We start from the raw sequence: 26,004 nt of genomic DNA on the forward strand, positions 1-26,004 counted from the left end.
CAAAAAAGCCGTCACCTAGCTCAGATCTAGCATTCACCATAGCGAATGTTGGACCTAGTGACCGCTTCCGATGATAGCAACCTGTCAAACGAACTCAGTCTCCGTATGAGGTGCCCTGAAATGAATGTGCCCAATTTAGCATAGGTATCGAGTTTGCGCTGTGGGTTTTTTCGCGGAATTTTTGGCGCTCAATTAAACCTTAAGTTACTGCGATCGCGATTCGGTTAAGAGCTGCTCGTCCAGCCAATCGAGATAGCTTTGACTGCCCGCCACCAACGGCACGGCCACAATCTCGGGTAGTTCGTAGGAATGCTGTTCTACAATCGCCTGCTCTAGTTGGGCATAGAGGCGAGCATGGGTTTTCACTGCACATTGCCATTCGGTTGCCGATTGCATCTGCCCCTGCCAGCGGTAGTAGCTGACAACAGGACCGACAATTTGGACGCAGGCCGCCAGGTGGCGGGTGACGAGCAGCTCTGCTAACTGCCGAGCCTCCGCTTCGGTGGCGGTGGTAGTGGTGACTTGTAGAAACGCAGGAGTCACGATCGCAGTCCTTCGCGGCAACTATTTGTGACGGATACGATCGTATAGCGCCACATATTCAGCACCCGGTAAATTCCAAGAATTATCGTATTTCATCCCCTGCAGAGCCAACTGCTCGAAATCGTTCGATTTTTCATACCATAGGTCGATCGCCCGTCCCAGTGCCGATTCCAAGGCAGGATAGTCCCCTTGATAGAAGACGAAGCCATTGCGCTCTTCGAGCGGTTTATTGGGATCGTAATCGCGATCGAACACCGTATTCACCAAACCGCCTACCCCCCGCACTACGGGGACCGTACCGTATTTCAAGCCAATGATTTGGGTGAGGCCGCAGGGCTCGTAATTACTCGGCACCACAATGATGTCAGAGCCCGCATAGATGAGATGGGCCAGTTCTTCGTTAAAGCCAATTTCCAGATGGGCGTTGGGATTGTTGTTGAGGTGGACTTTTTCCCGCCAGAAATGGTCGTTAATGCCGGATTCGGTTGCGGACCCCAGCAGGACGAACTGTGCGTTTTTGAACAGCGAATAGTAGATGGCGTGTTGGACGAGATGCACCCCCTTCTGCTGGTCTAGTCGACCGATGAAGCTGACGATTGGTTTATCGACATCCTGCAGTAAGAGGCGATCGCGCAGTGCCTTTTTATTTAACCGCTTGCCGGTCAAGTCTTCTGGGGTGTAGTGATATGGAATTTGGCTGTCAACTTCGGGATTCCAAAACTCGTAGTTGATGCCGTTGAGGATACCGCTGAATTTGTCTTGGTGGAAGTGCAGGGTATGGCCGAGGCCGTAACCAATATCGGTGTACTGGGCTTCCCAAGCATGATGGGGGGAAACGGTGGTGACGTGGTTGGAATAGACAATCCCCCCCTTCATGTAATTGATCGCAAAGGGATTGAAGTTATCTTGCAGTCGCTCGTTGTTGAAGTAGTAGGACTCGCGGTTGAGGCCAGTGGCCCAAAGGGTTTTAACTCCGCCAATGCCTTGGTGTTTGAAGTTGTGAATGGTGTAGCAGACTCGCTGATTGCCCATGCCCTGATACTGATAGATCTCGTAGAGCAGGACGGGGACTAAGCCGGTTTGCCAGTCGTGGCAGTGAATCACGTTCGGGCGTTTGTTACTCTGCAGCAAAAATTCCAAGGCGGCTTTACTGAAGAAGGCAAACCGCATTTCATCGTCGTCGCTACCGTAGTAATGACCGCGATCGAAGTAGAAATCCTCTGAGTGGGGCTCGATAAAGAAGCACAATTGACCGTGGACCCAACCGCAATGCACCGAACAGTGGATCGCGCCGCCGTACCAGGGCACCCACAGATCGCGATAGGCTTCGTGCAGCCCCCAAATGTGGTCGTAACGCATGCAGTCGTACTTCGGTAGAACAATCTCGACCGTATGCTGCTGCAGGCTCAATTCGCGGCTGAGACCGTACACGACATCGCCCAAGCCCCCGGCCTTAATGACTGGCGCACATTCGGAGGCAATCTGAACAATGTACATGGGGACTCCTCATCACACACCTTCATAAAAGTTCATTTATCGCCATTCAGTCAAGCTCAACGATGCCGTTGCAACATCTCAAACTGAGATGTTGCAAGCTATACAACCATTCAAATGGCTTGGAAGACCAGCAGCTACACGGGAGGAGCACGAATTCCTGCTGCTAGGGGAGAGTTACTCTCGAATCTGGCTAGAGAGGCTAAAAATGGGCATGAAAGAGCAATGGGTTTGCATTACCCAACGAGTCAAGCCAGTAAAAGACTGGCTGCAGCGTTCGTAAACTTATTGAGGAGTTCCCGCACCTGAATCCGCTGACAGGCTAAGGGGATCGAGTCCAGAAAGCTCCAGGGCTTCTTGTTCTGAGAAGCCCCTCCTGAGTAGCTTGTCAAAAACTTCGCGAGCTTTTTCATTTCTACCCTCTTGCTTGCCTTCCTGCTTGCCTTCCTGCTTGCCTTCTTGCTTGCCTTCTTGCTTGCCTTCTTGCTTGCCTTCCTGCTTGCCTTCGGCAAAAATCTCCTGATAAGCCCGAGTATCCTTAAGATCGGCAAAGCCTAGCATCTGCGCAACCTCCTGCGGGGAAAGAGAGGGAAATCGTTCAATAACCATTTCTTCGATTAGCTTAATTATCTCATCTCTGAGAGTGGGGTTGCTAATTTCCTGACGAGCCAATTTGGCCACCTGCGAAAACCGTTCCCCCGTTCGCTCCGCCTGATTGAACCTCAGTGAATATCGTCGGTTTCCCTGACTCTGGCTGACGCGGTCGAAATACTCCATCAATGCGGTAAGCCTTGTTTTTAATCTCGACCTGAAGCCTTTCTTTCACCTCAACAGAATCGAACAGGTAGTCAGCCGCTACTTCCGGTTGACCGACCAACTGAAAGAAACTGGCAGGATATTTGGCAAACAGCTTGTAAAACGCCGAATCATTCTTCAACGTTCGAGCTCCCGATCGCTTTCAATCTCAATCCGATGCTGACAAAGCTGTCCCAAATGGCGATCGCTCGATCGCCCACTGCCCGCAGAATTCGATCGCCCCTTGGCGATCTCGCCGACCACTGGGTTTCGCTCTGCGGCCAATCTAACTCCGGCCAAGCCCCAAACAGATATAGCGACCCCCAACAGGGGTAATGCCCCAAAACGCCAGGAGAGGTCAGTGCTGAATGGGGAAATTGGCTGGCGATCGCCTCTCGCAAAACCGGTAGCCCCTCGCGATCGACTGCAAGGCGATTGCTCAAACGTTTAAATTGCCACTGTTCTGCTGCTGCTACCCCTACAGGCGCAAATGCCTGACTCATTGCCAGCCGCCCCGCTGTCCACACTTCGCCATAAGCCAAACGAGCAGAAGGCGCTAACTGTACCCTCACTTGCTGCTCGAACTCCGTGGCCGCGCCAGGAATCAGGGGATGGGCAATCCAAATCAAACTGCTGCGATCGCCCAAGCTCATCTGGATCTGCTGTCGAGAGCGACCGGGATGCAGGCGAGTGGCACTCTGGGTGAGGATTTCGAGTTGGGCATCTGCTTGCAGATCCAGCCGGATGGTCTGTAGATCTCCCCCCAACAAGCCGCCGTTGGGATTGCGTAGGAACAGCCTGGGGCGATCGCGATTGGGTTCGAGGGGGCCGAGCCATTGTAGGGGGGCACGGGAATATTGGTGAGAAACAATCGTGCGATCGCCTGCAGAGGTTGCCACCAGTTCGGCATAGCCTCGGTTTGTTAGGGCGGCGTTCACGACGCGGCGACAGGGGCGAACAGGACTTCTCGATCGAGCCATTCGATGACCCGATCCAATCCCTCACCCGATCGCAGATTGGTCATGAGAAACGGCTTGGTGCCGCGCATCCGCTCGGAATCGCGGGCCATGACCTCCAGGTCGGCCCCCACGTAAGGGGCTAAATCAATTTTGTTAATGACTAATAAATCGGACCGCGTGATGCCGGGACCGCCTTTGCGAGGAATTTTGTCCCCCTCTGCCACATCAATGACATAGATGCAGGCATCCACCAATTCAGGGCTGAACGTTGCCGCTAGATTATCTCCCCCCGACTCCACTAGGACGAGATCCAAAGGTTGAAATTGACGTTCTAACTGGGCGATCGCATCCAAATTCAACGAGGCATCTTCCCGAATGGCCGTATGGGGGCAACCGCCGGTCTCCACCCCGACAATCCTCTCCGCTTCTAGTGCCCCTGCCCGCACCAGAAACTCGGCATCTTCGCGGGTGTAAATATCGTTTGTGACGACTGCGAGGGAAAGCCGCGATCGGAGAGATTTGCACAATCTCTCCACCAAGGCTGTTTTGCCCGACCCAACCGGACCGCCAATGCCCACTCGTATCGGTTGCGCTCCAGACATGCCATCTCCTTCCCAGTAACGTCACCATCATTCGCCCCCCACCATAGCGCGTTCTTTTAACAGTGGACCTTTCACCACACTCTAGATCTGGCGCTTGGAGGGAAGTTTCGAGCCAAACTGATTTAGCATGAATGAAAAATAGCTGCTGCGGCTGATATGGCTTTTCCTACATTTACTCCTCCCCTGTTCCTGCGGGATGGCCTCTCCATGACGCTGTATGCAGCCCTCAAGTGCGGTAAAACCTGGGAGGCCCAAACTGCTCTGCCAGAGCCCGACTACCGAGAAACGATTTTCGTGGGGGCGGGCGGTGTACCGATTTATGGTTGGGTCGCTATACCCGAACGCCCGCGCGGTACCTGGGTGGCCACTTACGGCATTACTGGCTGCTTAGAGGATCAATGGTTCTTAAGGGTGTTGGGTCGCAAAGCCTTGGCCCAAAATTATGCGGTAGTCCTGTTCGACTGGCGCGCCCACGGCAAAACTGCCGAATTGTCTCCCACCCTCACCTCCGATGGGTTAAATGAAGGGGAAGATTTTGTCTGTATCGCTGCCGCCGCCAAACAAATGGGATGTCCCGCACCGTTTTGGTTTGCGGGCTACTCCTTGGGAGGTCAACTGGCTCTATGGGGGGTGAAAGCTGCTCAGACGGTCGATCCGGGCACCCATTCCGGTCTGCAGGCAGACGACATTCTGGGGGCTGCAGCCATTTGCCCCAGCCTCGAATCGCAGCGATCGCTCAGCTACCTAGTCCGCGATCCCCTCGGCAAGCGCCTAGAACAGCGAATTGCGAAAGAATTGAAAAAATTGGCGTACTCGATCCACGCCGCTCACCCTGGCGCACTCGATCCGGCAGCGATTGAGCGTGCAGATACCATTTGGGGCTTCGATCGCGAGTTGGTCATCGGTCCGTTAGGCTTCCCGTCGGTGGAAGCCTATTACCAGGCCAGCAGCCCCCTCTACATTCTGCCGCAATTATCTAAATCCACCCTGATCGTCTATGCAGAAGACGACCCCATGTTCGATCCCACTTTGGTACCCGACTTGCAGGCAGCTTGCGATCGCAATGATGCCCTTCATCTATTGCTGACTCAGTACGGCGGCCATGTGGGCTATGTGAGCAACAAAACCTGCCAGCGAGAAGCTGGAGATCCCGATCCTTGGTGGGCTTGGAACCGCGTTTTGGATTGGTGCGATCGGATGAGTTACAGCTAACGACAAGCAAAAAGGGCTCTTCCGAGCTTTTGGCGATCTAGGGAAACCCTTTAGGACCTGAGTTCGATGGCGCTGCATGGCCCTCACCCCCGGCCCCTCTCCCAAGTTTGATACTGCTGGCCAATTGAACATTTAGAAATATTGGCATGGTGCAAGTCCTCTGCATGGCCCTCACCCCCGGCCCCTCTCCCAAGTTTGGGAGAGGGGAGAAACAGCCGAAAATCCTTACGGGGCCTTGTTCCCCTGCCCCCAAAGTTGGGGGTAGGGGTTAGGGGAAGGGGGCTACAGGCATCTAGACAAATGGCCAATGTTTCGGAATATGAATTTCGCCAGCAGCATCAATTTTGGGCGAGGGGAGCAACAGCCTCAAACCCGCAATCTACCGTTCTGTTCCCCTTCCCCCAATTCTGACAGCAGGGGCACTCCCTCCAAAATATTCGAACGGGGCGAAGCGATTCCGCTACAGTGGAACTCGACTGTTTCCGATCGCCCCATTGTCTCAGCACCACCCGTCCAAGCCCATCCAGCTACCCACCGCTGTCCCCCCTAGCCTGCAACCCCAATGCCGCGCTTGGCGGGACCTGCTGCAGGCGACGGACTGGGTGGCATCGTTAGGCTGGCAACCCAATCCGAGCCAATTAGAACAGTTGGAGCGCCTGTACGAAGTGGTGATTTTGGGCAATACTCTGCTTAACCTCACCCGTCTGACCGAACCGAGCGAGTTTTGGGAGAAGCATTTGTGGGATTCACTGCGGGGACTCCTCAGTTTAGGCAGTTGGGACGAACTAACCGAGCAATCCCTGACGGCGATCGATATTGGCTCGGGACCGGGATTTCCAGGCTTGCCAGCGGCGATCGCCTTACCGAATGGCTCATTCGCCCTGCTCGACTCGACCAAGCGCAAAGTGGATTACCTGCAGCAGGCGATCGATCGCGTGGAGCTCTCCAATACGGCGGCGATCGCTTCTCGGGTGGAGCTGTTGTCGCAACGGGAGCAATACGACTTAGCGATCTTGAGGGCGATCGGTCCGGCAGAAGTGTGTGCGGAATATTGTTTTCCCCTGCTGAAGCAGGGCGGTCGGGCCATCCTGTATCGCGGTCGGTGGACTTTAGAGGAGGAATCGACCTTGGCGACAGCGGCAGAAATTCTGGGCGGCGAGATCGCCACAGTGGATGCCTTTGCTACCCCCACCAGTCAAAGCGTTCGCCACTGCATCGTGCTACAAAAGACGGCGGAAACTCCTGCCAAATTCCCGCGAGCTCCTGGCTTTGCCGCACGGCAACCGCTCGGATGCAAGAGGTAGCCAAGCATCGGGCAATCATTAGAGTCGGAGCGTCTGGAGCCATGAAGGAACTGACAGAGTCCCAATGGGTCGGCATTGATGTGAGTCAATCCTGTCTAGATATCGCCGTACGCCCAGCAGATGAGCACTGGCAACCTGAGTTCGATGCTGAAGGCGTCTTCAATCTTGGCAACAGCAGTACCGCCTAGCCTGTCGTTCGTGCCAAATTTTAGCCCCGCCAATATCGGCTAAGCTGAGCTAAAGCAATCAACTCGGTGTGTCTCCAAAGGTTTCTATTATGGCCGATGCCGCACAAGCAGCTTCACTTAAGTTTTTAGTGGTCGAAGATCATCCCGAAGTGGCCCAAAATAACTGCGAATGGCTCAAACGTTTAGATGAAAGTGCTATTTGCACGACTGTTTCCAACCCTCAAGAAGCTTCTATGCGTCTGGAGCGAGAAATCCCCAGTTTGATGGTAGTGGACTTACTTTACGGCCAGACCAGTGGCGAACAGTCGGGAGAGCCAGGTTTGGATCTGCTGCGCCACGTGTTCGAGAGTTATCCCAGTTTGAACGTGATGGCCTATTCTAGCGAGCCGCTCTTACTCACTCCGCTGGTGGCGGCGATCAGTCGCCATCAGGGGGGCTTTGCTGCAGTGAATAAAATGGAACGGCGCACGCAGTTTTTGGATGGAGCCAAGAGTGCTCTCAATGGCGAGCTGCGGATGCCCCGAGAGCTGCGCGGTTTGACTAAGCTGACCGAGCGAGAAATTGAAGTGCTGACGTTGTTGTGCAAGGAAGCTCTGACGGATCAGGCGATCGCCGATCGCATCCACACGAGTAAAAAAACGGTCCAGAATTGTATCCAGCGGCTGAAGGAAAAATTGGATGTGTATGGGGTCGAGGACGAAACCAATCCCCGCGTGGCCATGTGTATGGTGGCGGTGAAAAATAAAGTGATTCAATGGTAGAGAACTAAAGATCCTCTAGTCCAATAAAAATAGGGCAGTTCGCGATCGCAGGCTGCCTTGTGTTGCGTGATGCGCAACTCGCTATCTATGATGGCAGTGTGATTATCTCTTTTCGACATAAAGGACTCAAGCGGTTCTTCGAAACTGGAAAGACATCTGGCATACAAGCCAAACACGCCAAGAGGCTGCGCATACAGCTAGCGGCTTTAGATACCGCCCAATCAATTGAAGATGTCGATCTACCTGGTTTCCGACTTCACCCGCTTAAAGTCAAACAGCAAGGCCGCTGGTCTATCTGGGTCAATGGGAATTGGAGACTGACGTTCGCTTTTGAAGATGGAAACGCGCAAATTCTAGACTACGAGGACTATCACTGATGGAGATGCATAATCCCCCTCATCCTGGAGAGTTCATTCGAGAGATCTATCTGGAACCATTCGATCTCAGCATTCGGCAGCTAGCTAAGGGACTCGGAGTCTCGCCGTCTACCCTTAGCCGAGTTGTTAAAGGTCAGAGCGGAGTTACGCCCGAAATGGCCCTACGGTTATCAAAAGGGTTGGGTCGCTCTCCTGAAAGTTGGCTTTTAATGCAAAGTCATTACGATCTATGGCATGCAAGACAGAATACCGATCTATCGCAGATACAAGAACTCAACTTTGACGCTGCCTGAGGATGACATTCAGCCAATCCCTGCGTTGCGCCAAACGGGAAACTTCGTCCTGACGTATAGCGATTCAGTGGTAGGGCATTAGAAGGTCTTCTAGTCAAATAGTGATGGAGCAGTTTGCGATCGCGAACTGCCTTTTTGGCGATCGAATGGGCATTCCTGCCCCTATCCCGTTCGCAGGACTGGCAGCTTTTCAGGGGGATACAATAGGTTAACTGCGTATCCTTCCAGACCGATAAATGCTTGCCCGTTAGGTCGCTTGCGTCCCAGACGAACAGGGTTTGCCCGCTCCAACTACAATGTAGATTGTTGAACGAACTACGCTCGATTTTCAGGGCAAAACTTGAGAAAGGGGGCCGAGTGTCAAGCCTTTTAGGGTTTCTAGCTAAAATGACTGCGACGCCGAAACGAGCGAGCACCTAGATCGCAGAATTCTGCTCCAGGTAGCCAAAACTGCAATGGAAGTCGATAGATAACTGGAGTAAGCTGACTGGCTGTAAGGTTATTGAGCGGAGTACGAGAGCGATCGGTGCGCTCCACCTAACAAAACTTGAAGAATTTCAAGAAAAATAGGGCTGCCTACAGCCTACTACTGCTAGCTCTCGCCCCGCGCTCAACCGTTAGCAACTTTCGTCGAGATGAATTCTACAACTACTGGGAAAATCCCGTTCGATCTGCCCGAGTTACGATGCGCTTCGGTTGGCTCAACCCGACTGGGAAGCTTCTCTCGGCGCACTCTCAATAGCATTGAAGATGCTAAGAGGACTGGGAGCGATCGGGCATAGCTCCAAGATAGACGGGCATCTCCCGACGAGTTAAAAGCTTATTCCTCCATATCGAGTCGCTCTAGCTTAATATTGCGACTGCCCAGTTTAATTTCAAACTCGTCACCGGGGTTTAAGCCCATTTCCTTCGTATAGGCTGCACCGATCAGCAAATTTCCATTCTTGTGAACGGAAACTCGATAGGTCGGCGCGCGACCTCGGGTGCCCACCTGATCGGTGGCATCTAAATCGACGTCTTTTGCTGCCAAAATCGCATTGTAGAACTGCATCAGATTGACGCGCTCTTGTCCGTTTTTGGTTTGAGTGACGTATCCACAGGCTTTGGCCTTTTCTTTCTTGTCAGCGTTACCCAGTTCTTGTACTTTAGCTAAGAGGTCTTTACCCGTGAGTGGCTTCTTCTGTGTAGTAGTAGGCATATTTCCTGCAACTCAATCGTTAATAATTCTGCATTTAGTGTAGCTAAGTTACCGGTACGAGCGCAAGCAATTTTCAACTGAATTTGCTTGATAAACACAATTTTCATGCAAGCTTCACTTCTAGATTGACTGGCTGGCCTCTGGGGGAGAACAGATATCTATTGTCATGAAGAAACTATGCTTGGAGAGGCTAAAGATAGGTTCATCCCAGCGAGATTGGGCTGTCGGGGCAAGCGGACTTAGCAATTGGTAAACCTAGGCGATCGCGATCGAAGGCGATCGCGCTAACCTTGACGGCATGGCATTCTGACTTGTGCCCTCAATCGGTCCAATCTCCTACACCCCTCCAGCAAGTATTGTAATCGAACGGATAGTTCTCGAACTTGTCCCAATCCGAACTTTCCTAAACTCAGACTGTGTTAACCTCAGAGGCTTTACCGGCAAGATTTGCCCCAACAGATCGCTCATTCCAACCACCATGCAAACCAGTCTCTTTACCCCTCAATCCCCTTTAGCCGATCGCCTGCGACCGCAAACGTTAGAAGACGTCATTGGCCAGCAACACTTGCTGGGGGCTGGCTGCCCATTGCGGGCCTGGTTAGAACGAGGGGCGCGGCGGTCGATCGTCCTGTGGGGACCGCCGGGGGTGGGGAAAACCAGCTTGGCACGGTTAGCGGCCAGTTATAGCGCTTTGCCCTATCGAGAATTAAATGCTGGGGTGAGCGGGGTCGCCGAAATCCGCAAATATATCGCTCTCGGCAAAGAGCGGGGACTCTTGTTACTAGCGGACGAACTGCATCGCTGGAGCCGCTCCCAAACGGAAACCTTGCTGGAGGCGTTGGAAAAAGGATGGATCGTGCTGATTGGAGCGACCACTGAAAATCCCTTTGTGGCGATTGAGCGAGCCTTATTGTCGCGCTTGCAGGTGTTTGAATTGCGCGGCCTCGGCCCGCAGGGGCTCAAGCGAGCCTTACAGCGGGCGATCGCCCATCCGAATGGAATTCACCTGTCACTGACCCCCGAAGCCGAGCAGGTGCTGTTGCAAAGTTGCGGCGGCGATATTCGGCGACTCTATACCCTTTTAGAAGCCTGCGAGGAGTTGTCAAAGTCCCCCTCGCCAGACACCCCAAACTCGGACGATTCAGTAGCAGCGCAACCGCAGACGATCGCGCTAGAAATGGCCGAACGGGTCTGCAGTTCTCTCTATGTGGGCTGCGACGACACTACCTACTATCAGCTCGTATCTGCTCTTCAAAAGAGTATTCGAGGTAGCAGTCCCCAAGCCGCGATATTTTACTTGGGACGATTGCTGGTGGCAGGAGCCGATCCGGTGCGGGTGGCCAGACGGATTGTGGTAACGGCTAGTGAAGATATTGGCTTGGCCGATCCGCAGGCATTGGGGGTGGCGACTGCCGCCAGTCAAGCGGTTGCCAGTTTGGGCATGCCGGAATGTCGCTACGCTCTGGCTGAAGCGGTGTTATATCTCGCCCACGCCCCCAAAAGCAATCGAACAGCAACAGCGATCGATCGCGCTATGGAGGCCGGTCGCTATCCCCATCCAGTGCCAAATCACCTCAGTCGCGATCGCGCCAGCGGCTATCAATATCCCCACGACTACCCTGGCGGGTATGTAGAGCAGAATTATTTTCCAACCACCCTCCGAGACAGACTGTTTTACCAGCCGGTGCGACGGGGATGGGAGGCTCGATATTGCGACTGGACTCCAGGCTCCCCTGACGATAGCGCGGCTTCGATGGAGGACTCGGGTTGAGGTCGATGCGGCTAGTCGAATTCACGTCGTGCAGAATTGTGTCTCAATCGGCCGAAAAAGCGATCGCAATTGGCAGCCGAACGTCCTCGATACCCTGAAAATTCAGGCTTTACTTAGCTCTGGACAGATAAACTTTGTTATGATCTGATTGCATTACCGATGCAAGCCAATGGATTGGCGTCAAATTCTAGGTCAACTGGGCGATCGTTCGCGAGATGATTCTTTAGGAGCGCTCGAAACTCTCAAGCGTTTAAATGACACTGTGACCGAAGCGCTAGCATCGATCGAGCAAGAGCCCGTCCAAGCAAGAGAAAAAGTGGCGGAGGCTTTACCCCAGCTCTTGGAAGCTATGCATTCGTTGGGGGTCGATCCGATTCAGGCACTGCGACACCAATCGGGACTGGCCAATACCTCGCAGCCCTTGATTTATATTGAGGGCAATAAGGTTGAAGTGCGCGTGAATGACGAATTGCGCGGCAGTTGGAGTATTTGGTCGATCGCCGATTTGAAAGAGGTATGCCGTTTGGCTGAAGAATTTGATTGCGGTCTGGTGTACTCTATCATCGGCGATTTACAGGGGCCTGAAGTTTCAGCCCGCTAGTCCCCCCTGGAAATCCCGACAGTTGATGGGCGGGGTCGCACCGATCCCGAGCGAGCGTGGTAGAGCCGCAGCGATTGCAAAAGATTATGGCCCGTTGGGGGGTGGCCTCTCGGCGTCAGGCCGAGGCCATGATTGTGGCTGGACGGGTGCGCTTGAATGGAAAGGTGGTTGCAGAATTGGGCACCAAAGCGGACCCGCAGCGCGATCGCATCGAACTGGATGGCAAACCTCTCGCCCGCGCGAGTTCCAACTTCTCTATTGCCCCGCCCCAACTGCGCTACATTCTGCTCCACAAGCCTGCAGGGGCGATTTCCACCTGCTCCGATCCGAAAGGACGGCAAACTGTGCTGGATTTGCTGCCCGAGGCATGGCGATCGCAAACGCGCTTTTTCCCCGTTGGCAGACTGGATGCCGCTAGCACTGGGGCGCTGCTGTTAACCAATGACGGCGATTTCACCCTCAAACTCACCCATCCTCGCTATCATCTCCCCAAGACCTACCGAGTGGAAGTGGAAGGGCATCCGTCGGAAACTGTATTGCAACAGTGGCGCGAGGGGGTGGCATTGGAAGATGGCCGAACATTGCCAGCTCGCGTACATAAAGAACGGATAAAGCCCCATCGCCATTGCACAATTCTGACGGTAGTCTTGCAGGAGGGGCGCAATCGCCAGATCCGACGCGTCGCTGCCCAACTTGGCTTTCCCGTGCGATCGTTGCACCGCCAAGCCATTGGCTCGCTCCAGTTGGGCCAGCTCAAACCGGGCCAATTTCGGCTCTTGCAAAAGGCCGAAATTCATATGATTAAATATGAACAGCTTCGGACCTAAACTCCTGACTTCCGTTGCATATTAGGAGCAAATCCGAGATCGAGCATGGCTAGAACAGACTCCCTACCGCCACATACCTTAGTGGATATTGGCACTCAACTGCGAGAGGCCCGCGAATCTCGGGGCCTTTCACTTGAGGCCATTGCCCATTCGGTCCATATTCGGTGCGTCTATTTAGAGGGGATCGAGTCGGCCAATTTCGACCTCTTGCCAGAGCCAATCTACGTGCGCGGCTTTCTCAAAACCTATGGCAACTATCTCGATTTAGACGGTAGCGCGCTGGCAGAACAGTTTACACAGACGGTACCGCAACTGAGCGATCGCAAAGTGGTGAAAGAGCAGCCGCAAACGCGATCTCTGCAGGGCATTCAACTGCGTCCCTTCCACGCTTGGCTCGCCTATGTATTCCTGGTGGTGGCAGCCGTGGGTGGCATTTCTGTGTTTTGGGAACGAACGGGAACGGGGGAGAGACCGCAGACATTGCCTCCAACCGCGAATCGAGCTGGCGGATCGGTCAATCCGACCCCCGATATTGAGCTAGGTCCTGCAGGTACCGGAGAATTACCCCCCTTTCAAACCCTGAGTGATTGGACCTACATCGCGGGCGTGTTTCCCGAGCGGGATAATTCGGCAGTGACGGTGAACCCCAGTGATAGTGGTTTGCAGGACGATCTGCTGCACTTGGGCATTCGGGTAGTCGATCGGGCTTCGTGGTTGCAAGTGGTGGCCGATCGCAAAACTGTGTTTGAAGGCATATTGCAACCCGGTGCCGAACTGGAATGGGAAGCGGATGAGTCGATTGTCTTGCGGGCAGGCAATGCCGGCGGCGTTTTGGTCACGTTTAATGACGAGCAGTTGGGGGTAATGGGAGAGTTTGGCGAAGTGCGCCAGCAAGAGTTTAAGCGGGGGGTACCGGTGGAGAGAGAAACGGTACAGTAGCGATCGTCCTCGAATGGCCTCCGACCCCCACATCCTGAGAGAAGCATAAAGACTCAGCATCCAATTAGATCCCGTCATTAAGATAGAGGCGAACCTGCACTAGGTAAGTTCAATGGATACCGCCGCCGTTCTGCCCCTACAAGCGCCTAAAGATGTCTCGGTCGAAGAAATTCAAGCGGAGCTCAGACAAATTTGGGAATCGAAAGGGGAAAGCGTAGCCGCTCGTGCCGCCACCTTTAACCTGATCGTGTTTGAGTCCCAAGCCGATCGCCCGCAAGCCTTTTCGTCCACCGTTGACGCGATCGCCTCCCAAAACCCCTGTCGCGTCATCGACTTACAAGCAATGCCCAGCGGCACGGGGGAAATTTTGCAAGCACAGGTGGCTGCCTACTGTCCCATTCGCCAAGAGCGCAGCTCGCTTGTCTGTTGCGAGTACATCACCTTGCAAGCCTCTCCAGAATCCTTCGAGCGCGCCTGCAGTACTATTTCTTCCCTGCTGATTGGCGATTTGCCCACCTATCTGTGGTGGCAGGGAGATTTGGATCTCGACAGTCGTCTGTTTCAACTCATGGTCGGGCTCAGCCATCGCATCATTGCTGATTCCAGCACCTTTGTAAATCCTGAAGAAGACCTGCAGGAGATGCACCTGCTCGCTAGCAGGGATAACTATGTCGGGGATCTCAACTGGCGTCGACTCAACTCCTGGCAAGAACTCACCGCCCAAGCCTTCGATCCACCCGAACGGCGCACCTTCCTCAGTTCGGTCGATCTAGTCACGATCGATTACCAAGCCGATAACCCCTGCCAAGCTTGGCTGTATCTGGGCTGGTTTGCCAGCCGCTTGGGCTGGGAACCCAGCTCGCGCAAACGGCACCAAGAGCACGATTATCTGATCGATCGCATTGCTTTTCGATCGCCAAGCGATCTCGCCATACAAGTCGAACTGGCTTCCGTTCCTACTATTACCACCACCCCTGGCGAGCTGGTGGGGTTGCGCCTCAATTCCACCGATCCAGCCGCCGATGCTTGCACTGTCTTGTGCTCTGAAACCACTGGCTGTATGCGGATGGAGGAGAAAGGAGGAGCTCAACGCTGCCGAATTCAACAGGTCTCTCCGATCGAGCAGCAGACCGCAGAGACTCTCTTATCTCAGCAACTTCAGCGGGTTGGCAAAGATCTCCTGTATGAAGAGAGTCTGGCGATGGTTGAGGCCATCTTGACTGCCCCGCAAACGGATTGAGGTTCTTGGCGGTTCTGCCCTGACGGTCTGTTCCCACTGGCTGGACTGACGATAACGCCCCCGTACTCGCGGGGGCATTTTGCTAGAGATCCGTGGCTCCGACTGTCATCGCAGTCTGATAAACTGATGAGACATTAAGAAATACGAACTTTCATGAATGTACTTGTGGTTGGCGCGACTGGTACCCTCGGTCGCCAAGTTGCACGCAAAGCAATTGAGGCGGGTCATGCGGTCACCTGTCTCGTCCGCAACCCAACGAAAGCTGCATTTTTAAGTGAATGGGGTGCGAAACTCAAAGTTGGCAGTCTGACCCAGCCAGACACGCTTGCCCCGGCACTGGAGGGGATGGAGGTGGCGATCGATTGCGCGACGGTGCGCCCGTCCAGCAGTCTGAGTCTAAAGGAAGTCGATTGGGACGGTAAAGTTGCCCTAATCAACGCAGCCCGCGCGGCAGAAATTAAGCAGTACATGTTTTTCTCGGTCTTGCGAGCCGAAGAATTTCCCACTGTGCCCCTGATGAATTTCAAGCACCACATTGAGAATTACCTCAAACAATCGTTAGTGCCCTACACCATTTTCCGGCCCTGCGGTTTTATGCAAGGGCTAATCGGTCAATATGCCATTCCGATTCTGGAAGACCAATTGGTCTGGACTACTAAACCGCCCACGGCAATTTCTTACATTGACACCCTAGATGCTGCAGCGATCGCAGTGAAGGCGATCGGTTGCGAAGGAGCACTCCGACAGACTCTGCCTTTAGCGGGCTCTAAGGCTTGGACCCCGAGCGAAGTGATTGCTCTGTGCGAGAAACTCTCGAACAAAACTGCCAAGATCGCCACTATGCCGATCGGTATTTTGCGGGGGGCGCGCAATATCGCCAATTTCTTCCAGTGGACGTGGAATATTGGCGATCGCCTCGCCTTTGCTGAAGTGTTGGCGTCTGGAAAGCCGATGCATGCAGAGATGCAAGGGGTGTACGAGCTGCTCGATATCGATCCCGAGGAGCTCACCACTCTAGAGGGATATTTGCTGGAATATTTCGAGCGGATCTTGAAGAAGCTGCGCGATACCAACTATAAAGATCCCAAGAAAATGACGCGATTCTAAATGAGCAGCGATCGCCTTCAGGCAGTTCAGCGGCCCAGAAACTCCAACAACAACCGATTTACCGTCTGCGGAGCCTCTTGCTGAGCCCAATGGCCGCAATCTCGAATGATTTCCAGTTGCAGCTTGCGGGTAAAAAACGACTCCATATTCTCCGTCAATTTGCGGCTGAGGGCAAAGTCTTCTTCACCCCAAATCAATAGGGTCGGAGCCTGAATCTGGCGAATTGGATTGAGCAACCAATTTTGTAGCGTGCGCCAGTGAAACATCTGCCGATAGTAGTTCATGGCAGAGGTCAAGACCTTCGGCTTCGACAGGGCCATTCGGTACACTTCCAAATCTGCCTTGCTAAACGCCCCTTTCCGAATCGCCGTTTCTCGAAAAATCTGGCGAACGGCATTGCCCAAATTACTCTGTAGCAACCACTCCGGCAGGAGGGGAAGTTGCATTAAAAGCATGTACCAACTGCGACGTAGTTGATCGACATTACTCAATAACTCCCGTCGAAAACAAGCGGGATGCGGCGAGTTGAGCACCACTAACTTGCGCACCTGTTCGGGAAACTGCTCCGCCCAGTGCCAAGCGATCGCCCCGCCCCAGTCGTGGGCCACCACCATTGCCGTTTTTTCTCCCAACCCCTCTACCAAACCGCGCACGTCAGCCGTCAGCGTCTCGATGTCATAGCCAGAATCGGGTTTATCGGAGTCGTTGTACCCTCGCAGATCGGGTACCACCACCCGGAAGCTGCAGGCCAATGCCGGAATTTGATGCCTCCAGGAATACCAAAACTCGGGAAAGCCGTGCAGGAGGACGACTAAATCTCCTTCTCCTTGTGTAACGTAATGCAGTCGAATACCGTTGGTGCTGATGTAACCGTGCTGCCAGGGGCCAACTAATGCCGCCGAATGAGTTGCTGCCATATGTGCTCGAATGGGAACAAAAGGATTGCGTCTTCTCAATTGTAGTGAAGAACACTGAGTTCTGCTGGTTGTTCAACCGCCCAACCTGCTGGAGATAGCCTAGGGCAGAACGCCTTGCGTCGCTCGCTATCCTCGCAAGTGACAAAAGTAAATCTTCGAGCTACTGCCTGAAAAGAATCTGAGTCGATTGGAAGTTCATTCAAATGGGCTCGGGCGATCGCTTATCCTGAGAACGGCTCAGTTGGATCCACTCGCATTGGAGGGAAAATTGATGGCTCGCCTATTCGTGCTCATCGGGGCTATTTTGGCCGGGTTGTCGGTGGCAGGAGGAGCTTTCGGCGCTCATGCCCTAGCGGCGCAATTGGAGGAGAACGCCCTAGCTACGTTCGAGACAGCGGCCCGCTATCAGATGTATCATGCCCTGGCCTTAGTCGCTGTCGGGCTATCGATCTATACAACTGGGGGGAATGGGCCTCTGATGGCCGCTGGCATTGCCTTCTCCATCGGTGTTGTCTTCTTTTGCGGCTCTTTATATGTCCTCAGTCTCTCTGGCGTCAAGATCTTGGGGGCGGTAGCACCCATGGGTGGGTTGGCGTTTATGGTGGGCTGGGTCTGTCTGGCGATCGCCAGTTGGAAGCTGCTCGCGTAGCTCGTCCTCGGGTCGCTCGGCTAACTCTGTACCAATTGCTTGGATGAGGTATTCTGTTGTGCTAGTTTAATGAGTGCTTTGCTGGTGTAGCTCAGTTGGTAGAGCAGCTGATTTGTAATCAGCAGGTCGCAAGTTCGAGTCTTGTCGCCAGCTTTAGTTTCCAGCCCCTGACTTAAGAATGAAGCACTACCTTGGCCTAAGTTAGGCTTATTGGGCACCTGGAAACCGATAATTATTGAAATATTTTTAGGCCATCTCTAGGCCAGATGCGGAATGGACATTGACACGGCCGCTACGAGGCTGAAGGAAGTGCGGGCAAGTTTAGTTTTGTAGGTGAGGGGCAAAGCGGGGCGACTGGTTTTGCGGGGGACATTCCCAGCAAAATCCGACAGCGATCGCATCTCCGCAATCGAAAATCAGGATAAAATCCAAAATTGCTTTAGGAGGCGATCGCCGAACCCTCGAGCACTGCCCCCTGAGCTGTTTATAGTCGGAATATGAATGCAGTCGAAATCGAAGAAGCCGTTTCAAAGCTCGCTGAAGCCCCCTTCGACTCAGAGGCGTTCCCCTTTGCATTCCTCGAAGCCTTCGGCAACAAGCCGACGACCCTCAAGCGGCTCAAAAGCAAACGCAGTAGCTCGAACCAATCCGATCTGCCAGACGGCGTACTCCAGCGTAACAATATCCACCTGAAGGTTTGCCCGGAAGGGGAGGTAACCGCCACCCTCACAGCTTTGCGAGAGAGTCCAGCCACCACCAAATACAAGGCCAAGTTCATCCTCGCTACGGACGGCAAAAGTTTTGAGGCGGAAAACCTGGCCGATGGCGAGACGGTAGCCTGCGACTATTCCGACTTTCCCGACCACTTCGGTTTTTTCTTGCTGCTGGCGGGCATTACGACGGTCGAGCAGATCCGCGAGAATGCCTTTGACATTAAGGCAACGGGTCGCCTCAATCGCCTCTACTGCGAGCTGCTGAAGGAGAATCCAAACTGGGACACGGAGGATCGCCGGCAGGATCTGAACCACTTTATGGCCCGACTGATCTTCTGCTTCTTCGCTGAGGATACGAATATCTTTCACAGCAATGGCCTCTTTACGGCCACCGTCGAGCAGATGAGCGCGCGCGATTCCTCGAATACCCACGAGGTGCTATCCGAGCTATTTCGGGCGATGAGTACCCCGATCGAGGCGCGGGAGGCTGCCCAGGTCCGCAATTGGGCCAATGGGTTTCCCTATGTAAATGGGGGGCTCTTTTCTGGCGGTGTGGATGTGCCCCGCTTTAGCAAGATTGCTCGCTCTTACCTGCTGCATGTGGGCAATCTCGACTGGACGAAAATCAACCCGGATATTTTCGGGTCGATGATTCAGGCGGTGGCGGATGAGAAGGAGCGCGGTGCTCTGGGGATGCACTACACCAGCGTGCCTAATATTCTGAAGGTGCTGAACCCACTTTTTTTGGATGACCTGCGTGCCCAGCTAGAGGCAGCAGGGGACAACTCGCGCAAGCTGCTGAATCTGCGGAAACGCATGGCCCGCATTCGGGTGTTTGACCCGGCCTGTGGGTCGGGGAATTTTTTGGTGATTGCCTACAAGGAGATGCGGGCGATCGCAGCGGAAATCGACCAGCGCCAGGGAGAACTCAATCGCAGATCCGAGATTCCCCTGACCAACTTTCGCGGCATCGAAATTCGCCATTTTTCCTGTGCTGACATGTACGATCCAAAACGCATGGACACCGAGTTCCCGTTGGTCCGCGAAGCCCACGATCGCAACGACGAAGTGCTCGAACGCATCTACATCGGTCGCCGCTTCAAAAACGACACCGAGCGGCTAGAAAAACTCTTCGAGCTGTATACCAAAATGACTGCATAACCATACCCCTACTCAATCCCATGATTCAGATTCAACTGAGCCTACCCGAAAGTGCCTTCTCCGCTCTCCGCAGCAGCCCCGACGAATTCGCCCAAGAACTACTCATTGCAGCGGTCGTCAAATGGTACGAAGTCGGGATGATTTCCCAGTCTAAAGCGGCTGAAATTGCCGGCATCAGCCGTCAAGCCTTTCTGCAAGCCCTCGATCGCTTTGAAGTTTCCCCCTTTCAGACCACCCCCGAAGACCTGAGCGAGGAAGTGCGCCGTGGGTAACCACTGGGTGGTGAATGCCTCCCCCATCATTAGCCTGACCGAGATTGACCGGGTTCACTTACTGCATGACCTCTCTGATGAAGTGGTGATTCCTCAAGGCGTTGCGGATGAAATCAACTTGGGCGGATACGTAGATGGTGCCGTGACGTGGCTCCAGCAAGCAGGCCAAGCCTTCATTCAGGCGGCTCCAGCAATTGACACCAGGGTTGCCAGTTGGGATCTGGGATTAGGAGAAAGCCAGGTGTTATCTTGGGTCATCAATCATACTGGATATGAAGCCATTATCGATGACCTGGCCGCACGGAAAGCCGCCAAGATTCTCCAGATTCCCGTCCGGGGGACGTTGGCGATCGTCGTCCTTGCCAAACAGAGGGGATACATTTCATCAGCCAAGCAGGATTTAGAAAACCTTGTCCAGGTCGGTTTACGCATCAGCCCCGCCGTCCTCGCGCAAGCCTTGGCCCTAGCCGAAGAATAATCACACCCTATCTGAACTATCACAACAGATTCTTAGAGGAAGAAGCCATGCTGACCCTAGGGGACGACCATCTGACCCAGAAATATCAGTAATCTTCTCTAAAATAATTGACCATGAATCCGATTCTTCAACCCATCCTCAACCAGCTTAAACAAGACCTGAGCGCACTCTACGGCGATCGCCTCCGCCACCTTACCCTCTTCGGTTCCCAGGCTCGTGGAGAGGAAGAACCAGAGTCAGATATTGATGTGCTCGTAGTGTTGCGATCGCCTGTCAATCCTGGCGAAGAAATCAAACGCACAGGCAAAATTGTTGCCGATCTTTCTCTTCATCACGATGTGGTGATTAGCTGCCTCTTCATGGACGAAACCCACTACCAAACCCGCAACAGTGCTCTGCTTCGCAATATCCGAAACGAAGGAGTTTTGCTATGACTGACGAGCAACGAGAACTCCTGCTCAAAGCTCAGCAAAGTCTAGAAGCGGCAAAACTCCTGCTCGCCAACTATTACCCAGACTATGCCACCTCCCGCGCCTACTACACCATGTTCTACATTGCCGAAGCCTTTCTAGAAGGCGACTGAATGCCGTCACAACCGACCAAGCCACAGAACAAATTTACCGCGCCGAACAGTTTTTGGAACTTGCAATTCAGGAGATTGGCACAATATGAGCAAACCCACTGCGATTCCTTCTGTTTCTGTCACCTACAGCCAAGATGGCAGTTCCACGCGGTCGAATGAACTCGGGATGCGCCCGATGCAGGAACGGGCCTACCAAAAGCGCGGCGAACAGTACCTTCTAATCAAATCGCCCCCGGCCTCCGGCAAGAGTCGGGCGCTCATGTTCATCGCCCTCGACAAACTAGAGAATCAGGGACTCAAGCAAGCCATCATTGTTGTGCCAGAGAAAGCGATCGGCTCTAGCTTCCACGACGAGCCGCTGAGCCAGTTCGGTTTTTGGGCAGATTGGTGCGTCGAACCCCTGTGGAACCTCTGCGACGCCCCTCTTTGCTGTTATTCGAACTGGTGAGGCGATCGCTAGGCGTCAGTCAGTGCCGCGATACCGGGCAACACCTTGCCTTCCAAGAGCTCCAGGCTGGCACCGCCCCCCGTAGAAATGTGGCTCATCTTGTCAGCCACACCGACCTTTTCAACCGCTGCCACAGAGTCGCCACCGCCAATAATGGTGACGGTTCCCGTTTCGGTCAGGTTCGCTAGAGAAGTGGCGATCGCCTCCGTTCCCTTGGCAAACCGATCGAATTCGAATACCCCCATCGGACCATTCCAGATAACGATGCCGCAGCCTTCTAATGCCGCTTGGAAGGTCTTCACTGCATCGGGGCCAATATCCAACCCCATCCAACCAGCGGGAATCGCATCCACACTCACGGTTTTCGCGTTAGCATCGGGGGCAAAGTTATCGGCCACCACCACATCGGTGGGCAGCAGCAGCTCGACGCCTCGCTCTTTAGCCTTAGCCTCCAGAGCCTGAGCCAACTCCAACTTGTCCTCTTCCACCAAAGACTTGCCCACACTGAGACCGCGAGCCTTGTAGAACGTAAAAATCATGCCGCCGCCGACTATTAACTTGTCCACCTTCTCCAGCAAAGTTTCAATCACACCGATTTTGCTAGAAACCTTCGATCCCCCCACGATCGCCACCAACGGACGCTTGGGAGCTTCAATCGCCCCTTGCAAAAATTGCAACTCTTTCTCCATCAAAAAGCCCGCCACAGAAGGGGAGAGATATTCCGTCACCCCTGCGGTCGAGCTGTGGGCGCGGTGGGCAGTGCCGAAGGCATCGTTAACGTACAGATCGGCCACAGAAGCTAGCGCTTTGGCAAAGTCGGGGTCGTTCTTTTCTTCGCCCGCATGAAACCGAACGTTCTCCAGCAAAATGACTTGGCCGTTGCTCATCGAATCAACTAAGCTTTTGACCTCATCGCCAATGCAGTCGTTTGGCTTCTTCACCTCTTGCCCCAGAACCTCGGAAAGACGAGTCGCTATGGGGGTCAGACGCATGTCCTCTTTGACTTGTCCCTTAGGACGACCGAAGTGACTGGCCAAAATCACTTTGGCCCCCGCACCGCTCAAAGCTTGGATGGTGGGCAGGGCAGTGCGGATGCGGGTGTCGTCTGTAATGGTGCCGCTGCCATCGAGAGGAACGTTGAAGTCAGCCCGCACTAACACCCGTTTACCTGCTAATTCGATCGCGGCAGGACCTTCGAGAAGATTGGCAAGTGACAACTTGGACATGACTGCGGGCACCCTATAAGGTTATGACTACTTAACATTTGAAAACATTCTACCGGACTGCGGCTCGCCTGTGATGATGAATTGCGAAACCTATGCTAGGCAAAGGGTTGAGAGATCTACATAGGTGGCTCTACCAGATCTCTCTTGCAAATCGGCGCACACCCGCGCATTTCAAAAGACTTCAAGCTCAATTGCCTATCCCCCTTGCGCTGTCAAAAATTTTCACCTAATATCGGGGCCTTCAAAAATGACAGACTACGCTCGAGCTGGCTTGCGATCCCAGTCATAGCAGGACTTCAAGCCTTTGCAGCAAGTCAAGTTTATAGTGATAGTATTCCTGTCTTCATTAGGAGCCCCGGAGTTCGTGGTTCGCAAATTTACCCGCCAGGAGGTCTCGAATCTCACGGGCATGAATTCTGTCAATCTCAGCTATTGGGAGAAGGTTGGCCTGGTTATACCAGAAAAAATCGGCAATCCTAGTTGCCCGATCTTGGCTTATACAGGCGAGCAGCTTCTACAACTCAAGCTCATCCAGAGTCTCGGAGAGCGGCTCCCTCTCCCAGAAATCCGACGGATCCTGAACTTCCTACGCGATGGGGACTATGAGTTTTCGATCGTGCCAACAGAGCGCGATCGAGTTCCACAACAGATAAGTAGTGACGTGCTAGATCGAGAATTGCTTCGAGATATCAGTTATGAAGAATTGGAAGCACTAGCAGAATGTAAACTAGCCCCTGAGAATCAGTTGCTTTTAGATGAACTTCTGAAGAAGAACGAAGAATCAGATCTTTCTGAGACTGAAGTTGCCGAACTAGATCGCTTGTTAGAACAAGCCGATCGTCTCACTCTGCTTAGAGCTCGTGCCAGATATACCTTAGAGCAAATAAACTACACAGAATCGAAGCTGTGAGCACCTATATTCCAGTTGACCTACAGCGTCAGATCCGTACTTATTTCTCCAATTGCTGTGCTTATTGCCGAACAGCCGAATCCCTTACAGCAGTAACTTATGAATTTGAACATATTATCCCTCGCTCGGCAGCCACAGAGATTATTGGTTTGACACCAACAGGAAGAGCCACTACTATCGCGTTGAAAATGAATCGCCCGCAACTGACTCGCGTACGTAGAATATGGGTCAAACTAGGAATGCATCCGCCAAACTTCGGATGATTTTTGACTGGGACAAACAGACAAACACAATTGACATATCGTCAAACAGGTATTGCACTTGGTAAAGTTTCGCGGCGAACGGCAATGAGGCGGCGACGGTTTGTGCAGGTGGCAAGCTTGGCTTCAGTTTGGACGGCTGGGGGATTGGTGCTCCTGCAACCGCGATCGCAGGCCATTACCCAAGACGGACGCTGGCCGCTGCTCGATCTGAGGGATTTTTCGCAACCGCTGCCCGAGCATTGGGTGACCCCCACCTCAGACTTCTACATTCAATCGGCGTTTGGCACGCCAGAGCTGGATCGCGATCGCTGGAAATTAGAGCTTTCGGGACTACTCGATCGCCCTCTCTCCCTCAGCTTTACCGATCTCCTCTCTCTCCCAGCCGAAGACATTTACTGGACGCTGGAATGTATCGGCAACCCGGCGGGAGGACAGTTGGCGGGCAACGCGCTGTGGCGGGGTACCCGGTTGCGACCCCTGCTAGAACGGGCGGGAGTGCGTCCCGAGGCGAGGGCATTTGCACTGCGATCGGCCGACGAGTACGAAACGGGGCTGTTGCGGCAGGAACTGCTGCAGGAGGATGTTTTTCTGGTCTATCGCATGAATGGCGAGCCGTTACCTCCAGAGCACGGCTATCCGGTCCGCATTTTCATCCCCGGCAAGTACGGCCAAAAGCAGCCGAAATGGCTGACGCAGATAGAGGCGATCGCAGAACCGTTCCGGGGGTATTGGGAGCGACGGGGCTGGTCCGATCGAGCCCCCATTCTCACCCACGGGCTAGCGCGGCAGGTGCAGCGGCAGCGAGTATTTACCGGCAATAAGCGGGTGCAGTCGCCGCCGGGATGGGTGGCGATCGCCGGGATGGCGCTGGCCAGTAATGTATGGATCGATCGAGTTGAAGTGAGTCGGGATGGCGGCAGTATCTGGGAGATCGCCGAACAGACACGACCCTCCACCCCTTACGAATGGACCGTATGGCGGCACCAGTGGTTTTTCATTGCCCCAGGCCAGCACCAGCTCTTAGCGCGGGCAGTGGCTGGAGAGGACGTGCAGCCGCTGAACGATATCATCCCGCTAGATGGCAATCAGGCAATTCTACAGGTGCAGCTAGAGGTGAGCGATCGCAGCCCAGTTCTCCGATAGGGCACTGCTCAACTGCTGCGACAGCGGCAAGGTATCTAAACCCATCGCCGCACACAATAGCATCATGTAATACAGCGAGTATTTGAACAGCGATCGCGCTAACTCCCGATCTTCAGGCTGCTGCAATAACTGCCAATTCTTGCGGATAAAGATCTCTCCCAAGCCCAAGGCGGCGATCGCGTAGACCCAGCCCAACTGATGCAGCGGAAATACGAGCAGCAAGGTAGCCGGTACCATCAGCAACGTGTAAACCATCATCTGCTGCGCGGTCGACTTGTCCCCCGCCACCACCGGCAACATCGGCACCTTCACCTGAGCGTATTCATCTCGCATCAGCAATGCCAAGGCCCAGAAGTGGGGGGGGGTCCACAAAAAGATGATGAGAAACAGTGCCCAAGCTCCCCAATCCAGACCGCCCGTCACTGCCGCCCAACCCACTAACGGGGGAATAGCACCTGCCGCACCGCCAATCACAATATTGAGGCTACTCGTGCGCTTGAGCCACAACGTGTAGATGGCCACGTAAAACCCGATCCCCGACATGGCCAGCAGAGCAGCAGCGAGATTGGCATAGGTGGCGAGCAGACCGAAAGAGGCGATCGCCAACAGCCCCGCAAAGAGCAATGCATCTCTCGGATGCACCCGCCCCGAGGGCAGCGGGCGGTGGCGGGTGCGCTCCATGTCGTAATCGATGTCGCGATCGTACCAGCAGTTAATGGTATTTGCTGCCGCAGAGGCCAGCGCTCCCCCCGCCAAGGTCGCCAACATTAAAAGGGGATCTACTCGACCTCCACCGGCCACCCACATGCCACCGGCAGTGGTAATCAGCAGCAGGACGATAATGCGAGGTTTGGTGAGTTGGTAATAGCTTTCGAGGACTTGTCCCCAAGTGCGGTTGCGAGGGTTGGAGCTGTTGATAAAAGTATCGATCATAAGATCCAAAAGAGTGCGATGGGGATGGTTCGTCTGAGTCTCGGCAGTCACTGCACCCCGAACGAAATACTGAGTCGAGCAGAGACAGACCGCTAGG

At 54.0% G+C, this 26,004-nt stretch carries 30 protein-coding genes, 1 tRNA gene and 1 pseudogene; 22 read left to right on the top strand and 10 right to left on the bottom strand.

All coding sequences use genetic code 11. The annotated features are described in order from the left end of the window. Positions 1–204: 204 nt before the first annotated feature. The 6 genes from cutA to ureG all read right to left on the bottom strand — a co-directional run bounded on the left by cutA (position 205) and on the right by ureG (position 4,393). A complete protein-coding gene (gene cutA / locus SYN7336_RS17565; protein ID WP_017327249.1) occupies positions 205–543 on the bottom strand; it encodes a divalent-cation tolerance protein CutA in 339 nt (112 codons plus the stop codon). Between the two features lie 21 nt (positions 544–564). Then, positions 565–2,040, bottom strand: coding sequence for a glycogen synthase GlgA (gene glgA, locus SYN7336_RS17570; protein ID WP_017327250.1), 1,476 nt, complete (start codon positions 2,038–2,040; stop codon positions 565–567). Positions 2,041–2,322: 282 nt separating this feature from the next. Then, the gene (locus tag SYN7336_RS28230; RefSeq protein WP_017327252.1) at positions 2,323–2,718 is read right to left on the bottom strand and encodes a DUF2887 domain-containing protein; all 396 of its coding nucleotides are present in this window, start codon (positions 2,716–2,718) and stop codon (positions 2,323–2,325) included. Then, positions 2,690–2,974: a DUF2887 domain-containing protein gene (locus SYN7336_RS28235; protein ID WP_026101113.1), complete on the bottom strand. Its 285-nt coding sequence runs from the start codon at positions 2,972–2,974 to the stop codon at positions 2,690–2,692. The genes SYN7336_RS28230 and SYN7336_RS28235 overlap by 29 nt, the downstream gene beginning before the upstream one ends. Beyond that, positions 2,964–3,770, bottom strand: coding sequence for an urease accessory protein UreD (locus tag SYN7336_RS17590; protein ID WP_017327253.1), 807 nt, complete (start codon positions 3,768–3,770; stop codon positions 2,964–2,966). The genes SYN7336_RS28235 and SYN7336_RS17590 overlap by 11 nt, the downstream gene beginning before the upstream one ends. Continuing rightward, entirely contained in the window at positions 3,767–4,393 is a 627-nt protein-coding gene (ureG, locus tag SYN7336_RS17595) for an urease accessory protein UreG (protein WP_017327254.1), read from the bottom strand. The genes SYN7336_RS17590 and ureG overlap by 4 nt, the downstream gene beginning before the upstream one ends. A gap of 156 nt (positions 4,394–4,549) precedes the next feature. Between ureG and SYN7336_RS17600 the strand changes: the two genes are divergently transcribed. From SYN7336_RS17600 to SYN7336_RS29130, 6 genes are all read left to right on the top strand, one after another. Next, on the top strand, positions 4,550–5,605 hold the full coding sequence (locus tag SYN7336_RS17600) for a YheT family hydrolase (protein ID WP_017327255.1): 1,056 nt from the start codon (positions 4,550–4,552) through the stop codon (positions 5,603–5,605). Between the two features lie 581 nt (positions 5,606–6,186). Further along, complete coding sequence (gene rsmG, locus SYN7336_RS17605; RefSeq protein WP_026101115.1) at positions 6,187–6,909, top strand: 16S rRNA (guanine(527)-N(7))-methyltransferase RsmG; 723 nt, start codon at positions 6,187–6,189, stop codon at positions 6,907–6,909. Between the two features lie 41 nt (positions 6,910–6,950). Next, positions 6,951–7,097: a hypothetical protein gene (locus tag SYN7336_RS17610; RefSeq protein WP_156820205.1), complete on the top strand. Its 147-nt coding sequence runs from the start codon at positions 6,951–6,953 to the stop codon at positions 7,095–7,097. An 89-nt stretch (positions 7,098–7,186) separates the two neighbouring features. Beyond that, positions 7,187–7,858, top strand: coding sequence for a response regulator transcription factor (locus tag SYN7336_RS17615; RefSeq protein WP_017327258.1), 672 nt, complete (start codon positions 7,187–7,189; stop codon positions 7,856–7,858). A 59-nt stretch (positions 7,859–7,917) separates the two neighbouring features. Beyond that, positions 7,918–8,235: a type II toxin-antitoxin system RelE/ParE family toxin gene (locus SYN7336_RS17620; RefSeq protein WP_017327259.1), complete on the top strand. Its 318-nt coding sequence runs from the start codon at positions 7,918–7,920 to the stop codon at positions 8,233–8,235. A 5-nt stretch (positions 8,236–8,240) separates the two neighbouring features. Continuing rightward, entirely contained in the window at positions 8,241–8,528 is a 288-nt protein-coding gene (locus SYN7336_RS29130; RefSeq protein ID WP_227498692.1) for a HigA family addiction module antitoxin, read from the top strand. Between the two features lie 820 nt (positions 8,529–9,348). On the opposite strand, the gene SYN7336_RS17630 is transcribed toward SYN7336_RS29130, so the two are convergent. Then, positions 9,349–9,726 (bottom strand): AbrB family transcriptional regulator, encoded by a 378-nt coding sequence (locus SYN7336_RS17630; protein ID WP_017327261.1) that lies wholly within the window; start codon positions 9,724–9,726, stop codon positions 9,349–9,351. Positions 9,727–10,204: 478 nt separating this feature from the next. On the opposite strand from SYN7336_RS17630, the gene SYN7336_RS26535 reads away from it, so the two are divergent. From SYN7336_RS26535 to SYN7336_RS17660, 6 genes are all read left to right on the top strand, one after another. Beyond that, positions 10,205–11,497 carry a replication-associated recombination protein A gene (locus tag SYN7336_RS26535; protein ID WP_017327262.1) on the top strand — a complete coding sequence of 431 codons (1,293 nt, stop codon included), beginning with the start codon at positions 10,205–10,207 and terminating at the stop codon, positions 11,495–11,497. Positions 11,498–11,666: 169 nt separating this feature from the next. Beyond that, on the top strand, positions 11,667–12,098 hold the full coding sequence (locus SYN7336_RS26540) for a hypothetical protein (RefSeq protein WP_017327263.1): 432 nt from the start codon (positions 11,667–11,669) through the stop codon (positions 12,096–12,098). A gap of 56 nt (positions 12,099–12,154) precedes the next feature. Further along, positions 12,155–12,925: a pseudouridine synthase gene (locus tag SYN7336_RS17645; RefSeq protein ID WP_017327264.1), complete on the top strand. Its 771-nt coding sequence runs from the start codon at positions 12,155–12,157 to the stop codon at positions 12,923–12,925. A 45-nt stretch (positions 12,926–12,970) separates the two neighbouring features. Beyond that, positions 12,971–13,864 carry a RodZ domain-containing protein gene (locus SYN7336_RS17650; RefSeq protein ID WP_071590806.1) on the top strand — a complete coding sequence of 298 codons (894 nt, stop codon included), beginning with the start codon at positions 12,971–12,973 and terminating at the stop codon, positions 13,862–13,864. A 112-nt stretch (positions 13,865–13,976) separates the two neighbouring features. Beyond that, entirely contained in the window at positions 13,977–15,104 is a 1,128-nt protein-coding gene (locus SYN7336_RS17655; RefSeq protein WP_017327266.1) for a glucose-6-phosphate dehydrogenase assembly protein OpcA, read from the top strand. 153 nt (positions 15,105–15,257) lie between these two features. Continuing rightward, positions 15,258–16,211, top strand: coding sequence for an NmrA family NAD(P)-binding protein (locus SYN7336_RS17660; RefSeq protein ID WP_017327267.1), 954 nt, complete (start codon positions 15,258–15,260; stop codon positions 16,209–16,211). A gap of 26 nt (positions 16,212–16,237) precedes the next feature. On the opposite strand, the gene SYN7336_RS17665 is transcribed toward SYN7336_RS17660, so the two are convergent. Continuing rightward, on the bottom strand, positions 16,238–17,128 hold the full coding sequence (locus SYN7336_RS17665; protein ID WP_017327268.1) for an alpha/beta fold hydrolase: 891 nt from the start codon (positions 17,126–17,128) through the stop codon (positions 16,238–16,240). Between the two features lie 271 nt (positions 17,129–17,399). On the opposite strand from SYN7336_RS17665, the gene SYN7336_RS17670 reads away from it, so the two are divergent. The 8 genes and pseudogenes from SYN7336_RS17670 to SYN7336_RS17710 all read left to right on the top strand — a co-directional run. After that, positions 17,400–17,777, top strand: coding sequence for a DUF423 domain-containing protein (locus SYN7336_RS17670; protein ID WP_026101117.1), 378 nt, complete (start codon positions 17,400–17,402; stop codon positions 17,775–17,777). Positions 17,778–17,857: 80 nt separating this feature from the next. Then, a tRNA-Thr gene (locus tag SYN7336_RS17675) sits at positions 17,858–17,930 on the top strand. A 344-nt stretch (positions 17,931–18,274) separates the two neighbouring features. Then, positions 18,275–19,651, top strand: coding sequence for a type IIL restriction-modification enzyme MmeI (locus SYN7336_RS17685; protein WP_017327271.1), 1,377 nt, complete (start codon positions 18,275–18,277; stop codon positions 19,649–19,651). A gap of 20 nt (positions 19,652–19,671) precedes the next feature. Next, positions 19,672–19,923 (top strand): UPF0175 family protein, encoded by a 252-nt coding sequence (locus SYN7336_RS17690; RefSeq protein ID WP_017327272.1) that lies wholly within the window; start codon positions 19,672–19,674, stop codon positions 19,921–19,923. Further along, a complete protein-coding gene (locus tag SYN7336_RS17695; RefSeq protein WP_017327273.1) occupies positions 19,916–20,401 on the top strand; it encodes a DUF3368 domain-containing protein in 486 nt (161 codons plus the stop codon). Before SYN7336_RS17690 ends, SYN7336_RS17695 begins: the two co-directional genes overlap by 8 nt. 113 nt (positions 20,402–20,514) lie before the next feature. Next, positions 20,515–20,835, top strand: a complete 321-nt coding sequence (locus SYN7336_RS17700) for a nucleotidyltransferase domain-containing protein (RefSeq protein ID WP_017327274.1) — start codon at positions 20,515–20,517, stop codon at positions 20,833–20,835. Then, positions 20,832–20,984 (top strand): HEPN domain-containing protein, encoded by a 153-nt coding sequence (locus SYN7336_RS32055; RefSeq protein WP_017327275.1) that lies wholly within the window; start codon positions 20,832–20,834, stop codon positions 20,982–20,984. Before SYN7336_RS17700 ends, SYN7336_RS32055 begins: the two co-directional genes overlap by 4 nt. An 85-nt stretch (positions 20,985–21,069) precedes the next feature. Continuing rightward, positions 21,070–21,408, top strand: a pseudogene (locus SYN7336_RS17710) (DEAD/DEAH box helicase); the annotation flags it as partial. Between the two features lie 32 nt (positions 21,409–21,440). Here SYN7336_RS17710 and pgk read toward each other — a convergent pair. Continuing rightward, positions 21,441–22,658, bottom strand: coding sequence for a phosphoglycerate kinase (gene pgk, locus SYN7336_RS17715; RefSeq protein ID WP_026101118.1), 1,218 nt, complete (start codon positions 22,656–22,658; stop codon positions 21,441–21,443). Between the two features lie 364 nt (positions 22,659–23,022). Between pgk and SYN7336_RS28240 the strand changes: the two genes are divergently transcribed. Next, on the top strand, positions 23,023–23,568 hold the full coding sequence (locus SYN7336_RS28240; RefSeq protein WP_156820206.1) for a MerR family transcriptional regulator: 546 nt from the start codon (positions 23,023–23,025) through the stop codon (positions 23,566–23,568). A gap of 380 nt (positions 23,569–23,948) precedes the next feature. Further along, positions 23,949–24,974, top strand: coding sequence for a molybdopterin-dependent oxidoreductase (locus SYN7336_RS26555; RefSeq protein ID WP_227498534.1), 1,026 nt, complete (start codon positions 23,949–23,951; stop codon positions 24,972–24,974). Here the strand turns inward: SYN7336_RS26555 and SYN7336_RS17735 are convergent. Next, entirely contained in the window at positions 24,939–25,907 is a 969-nt protein-coding gene (locus tag SYN7336_RS17735; RefSeq protein WP_017327280.1) for a heme o synthase, read from the bottom strand. The genes SYN7336_RS26555 and SYN7336_RS17735 overlap by 36 nt on opposite strands. Positions 25,908–26,004 lie beyond the last annotated feature (97 nt).

Origin of the sequence: Synechococcus sp. PCC 7336 (assembly GCF_000332275.1) — a bacterium.
Lineage (GTDB): Bacteria > Cyanobacteriota > Cyanobacteriia > Thermostichales > PCC-7336 > PCC-7336.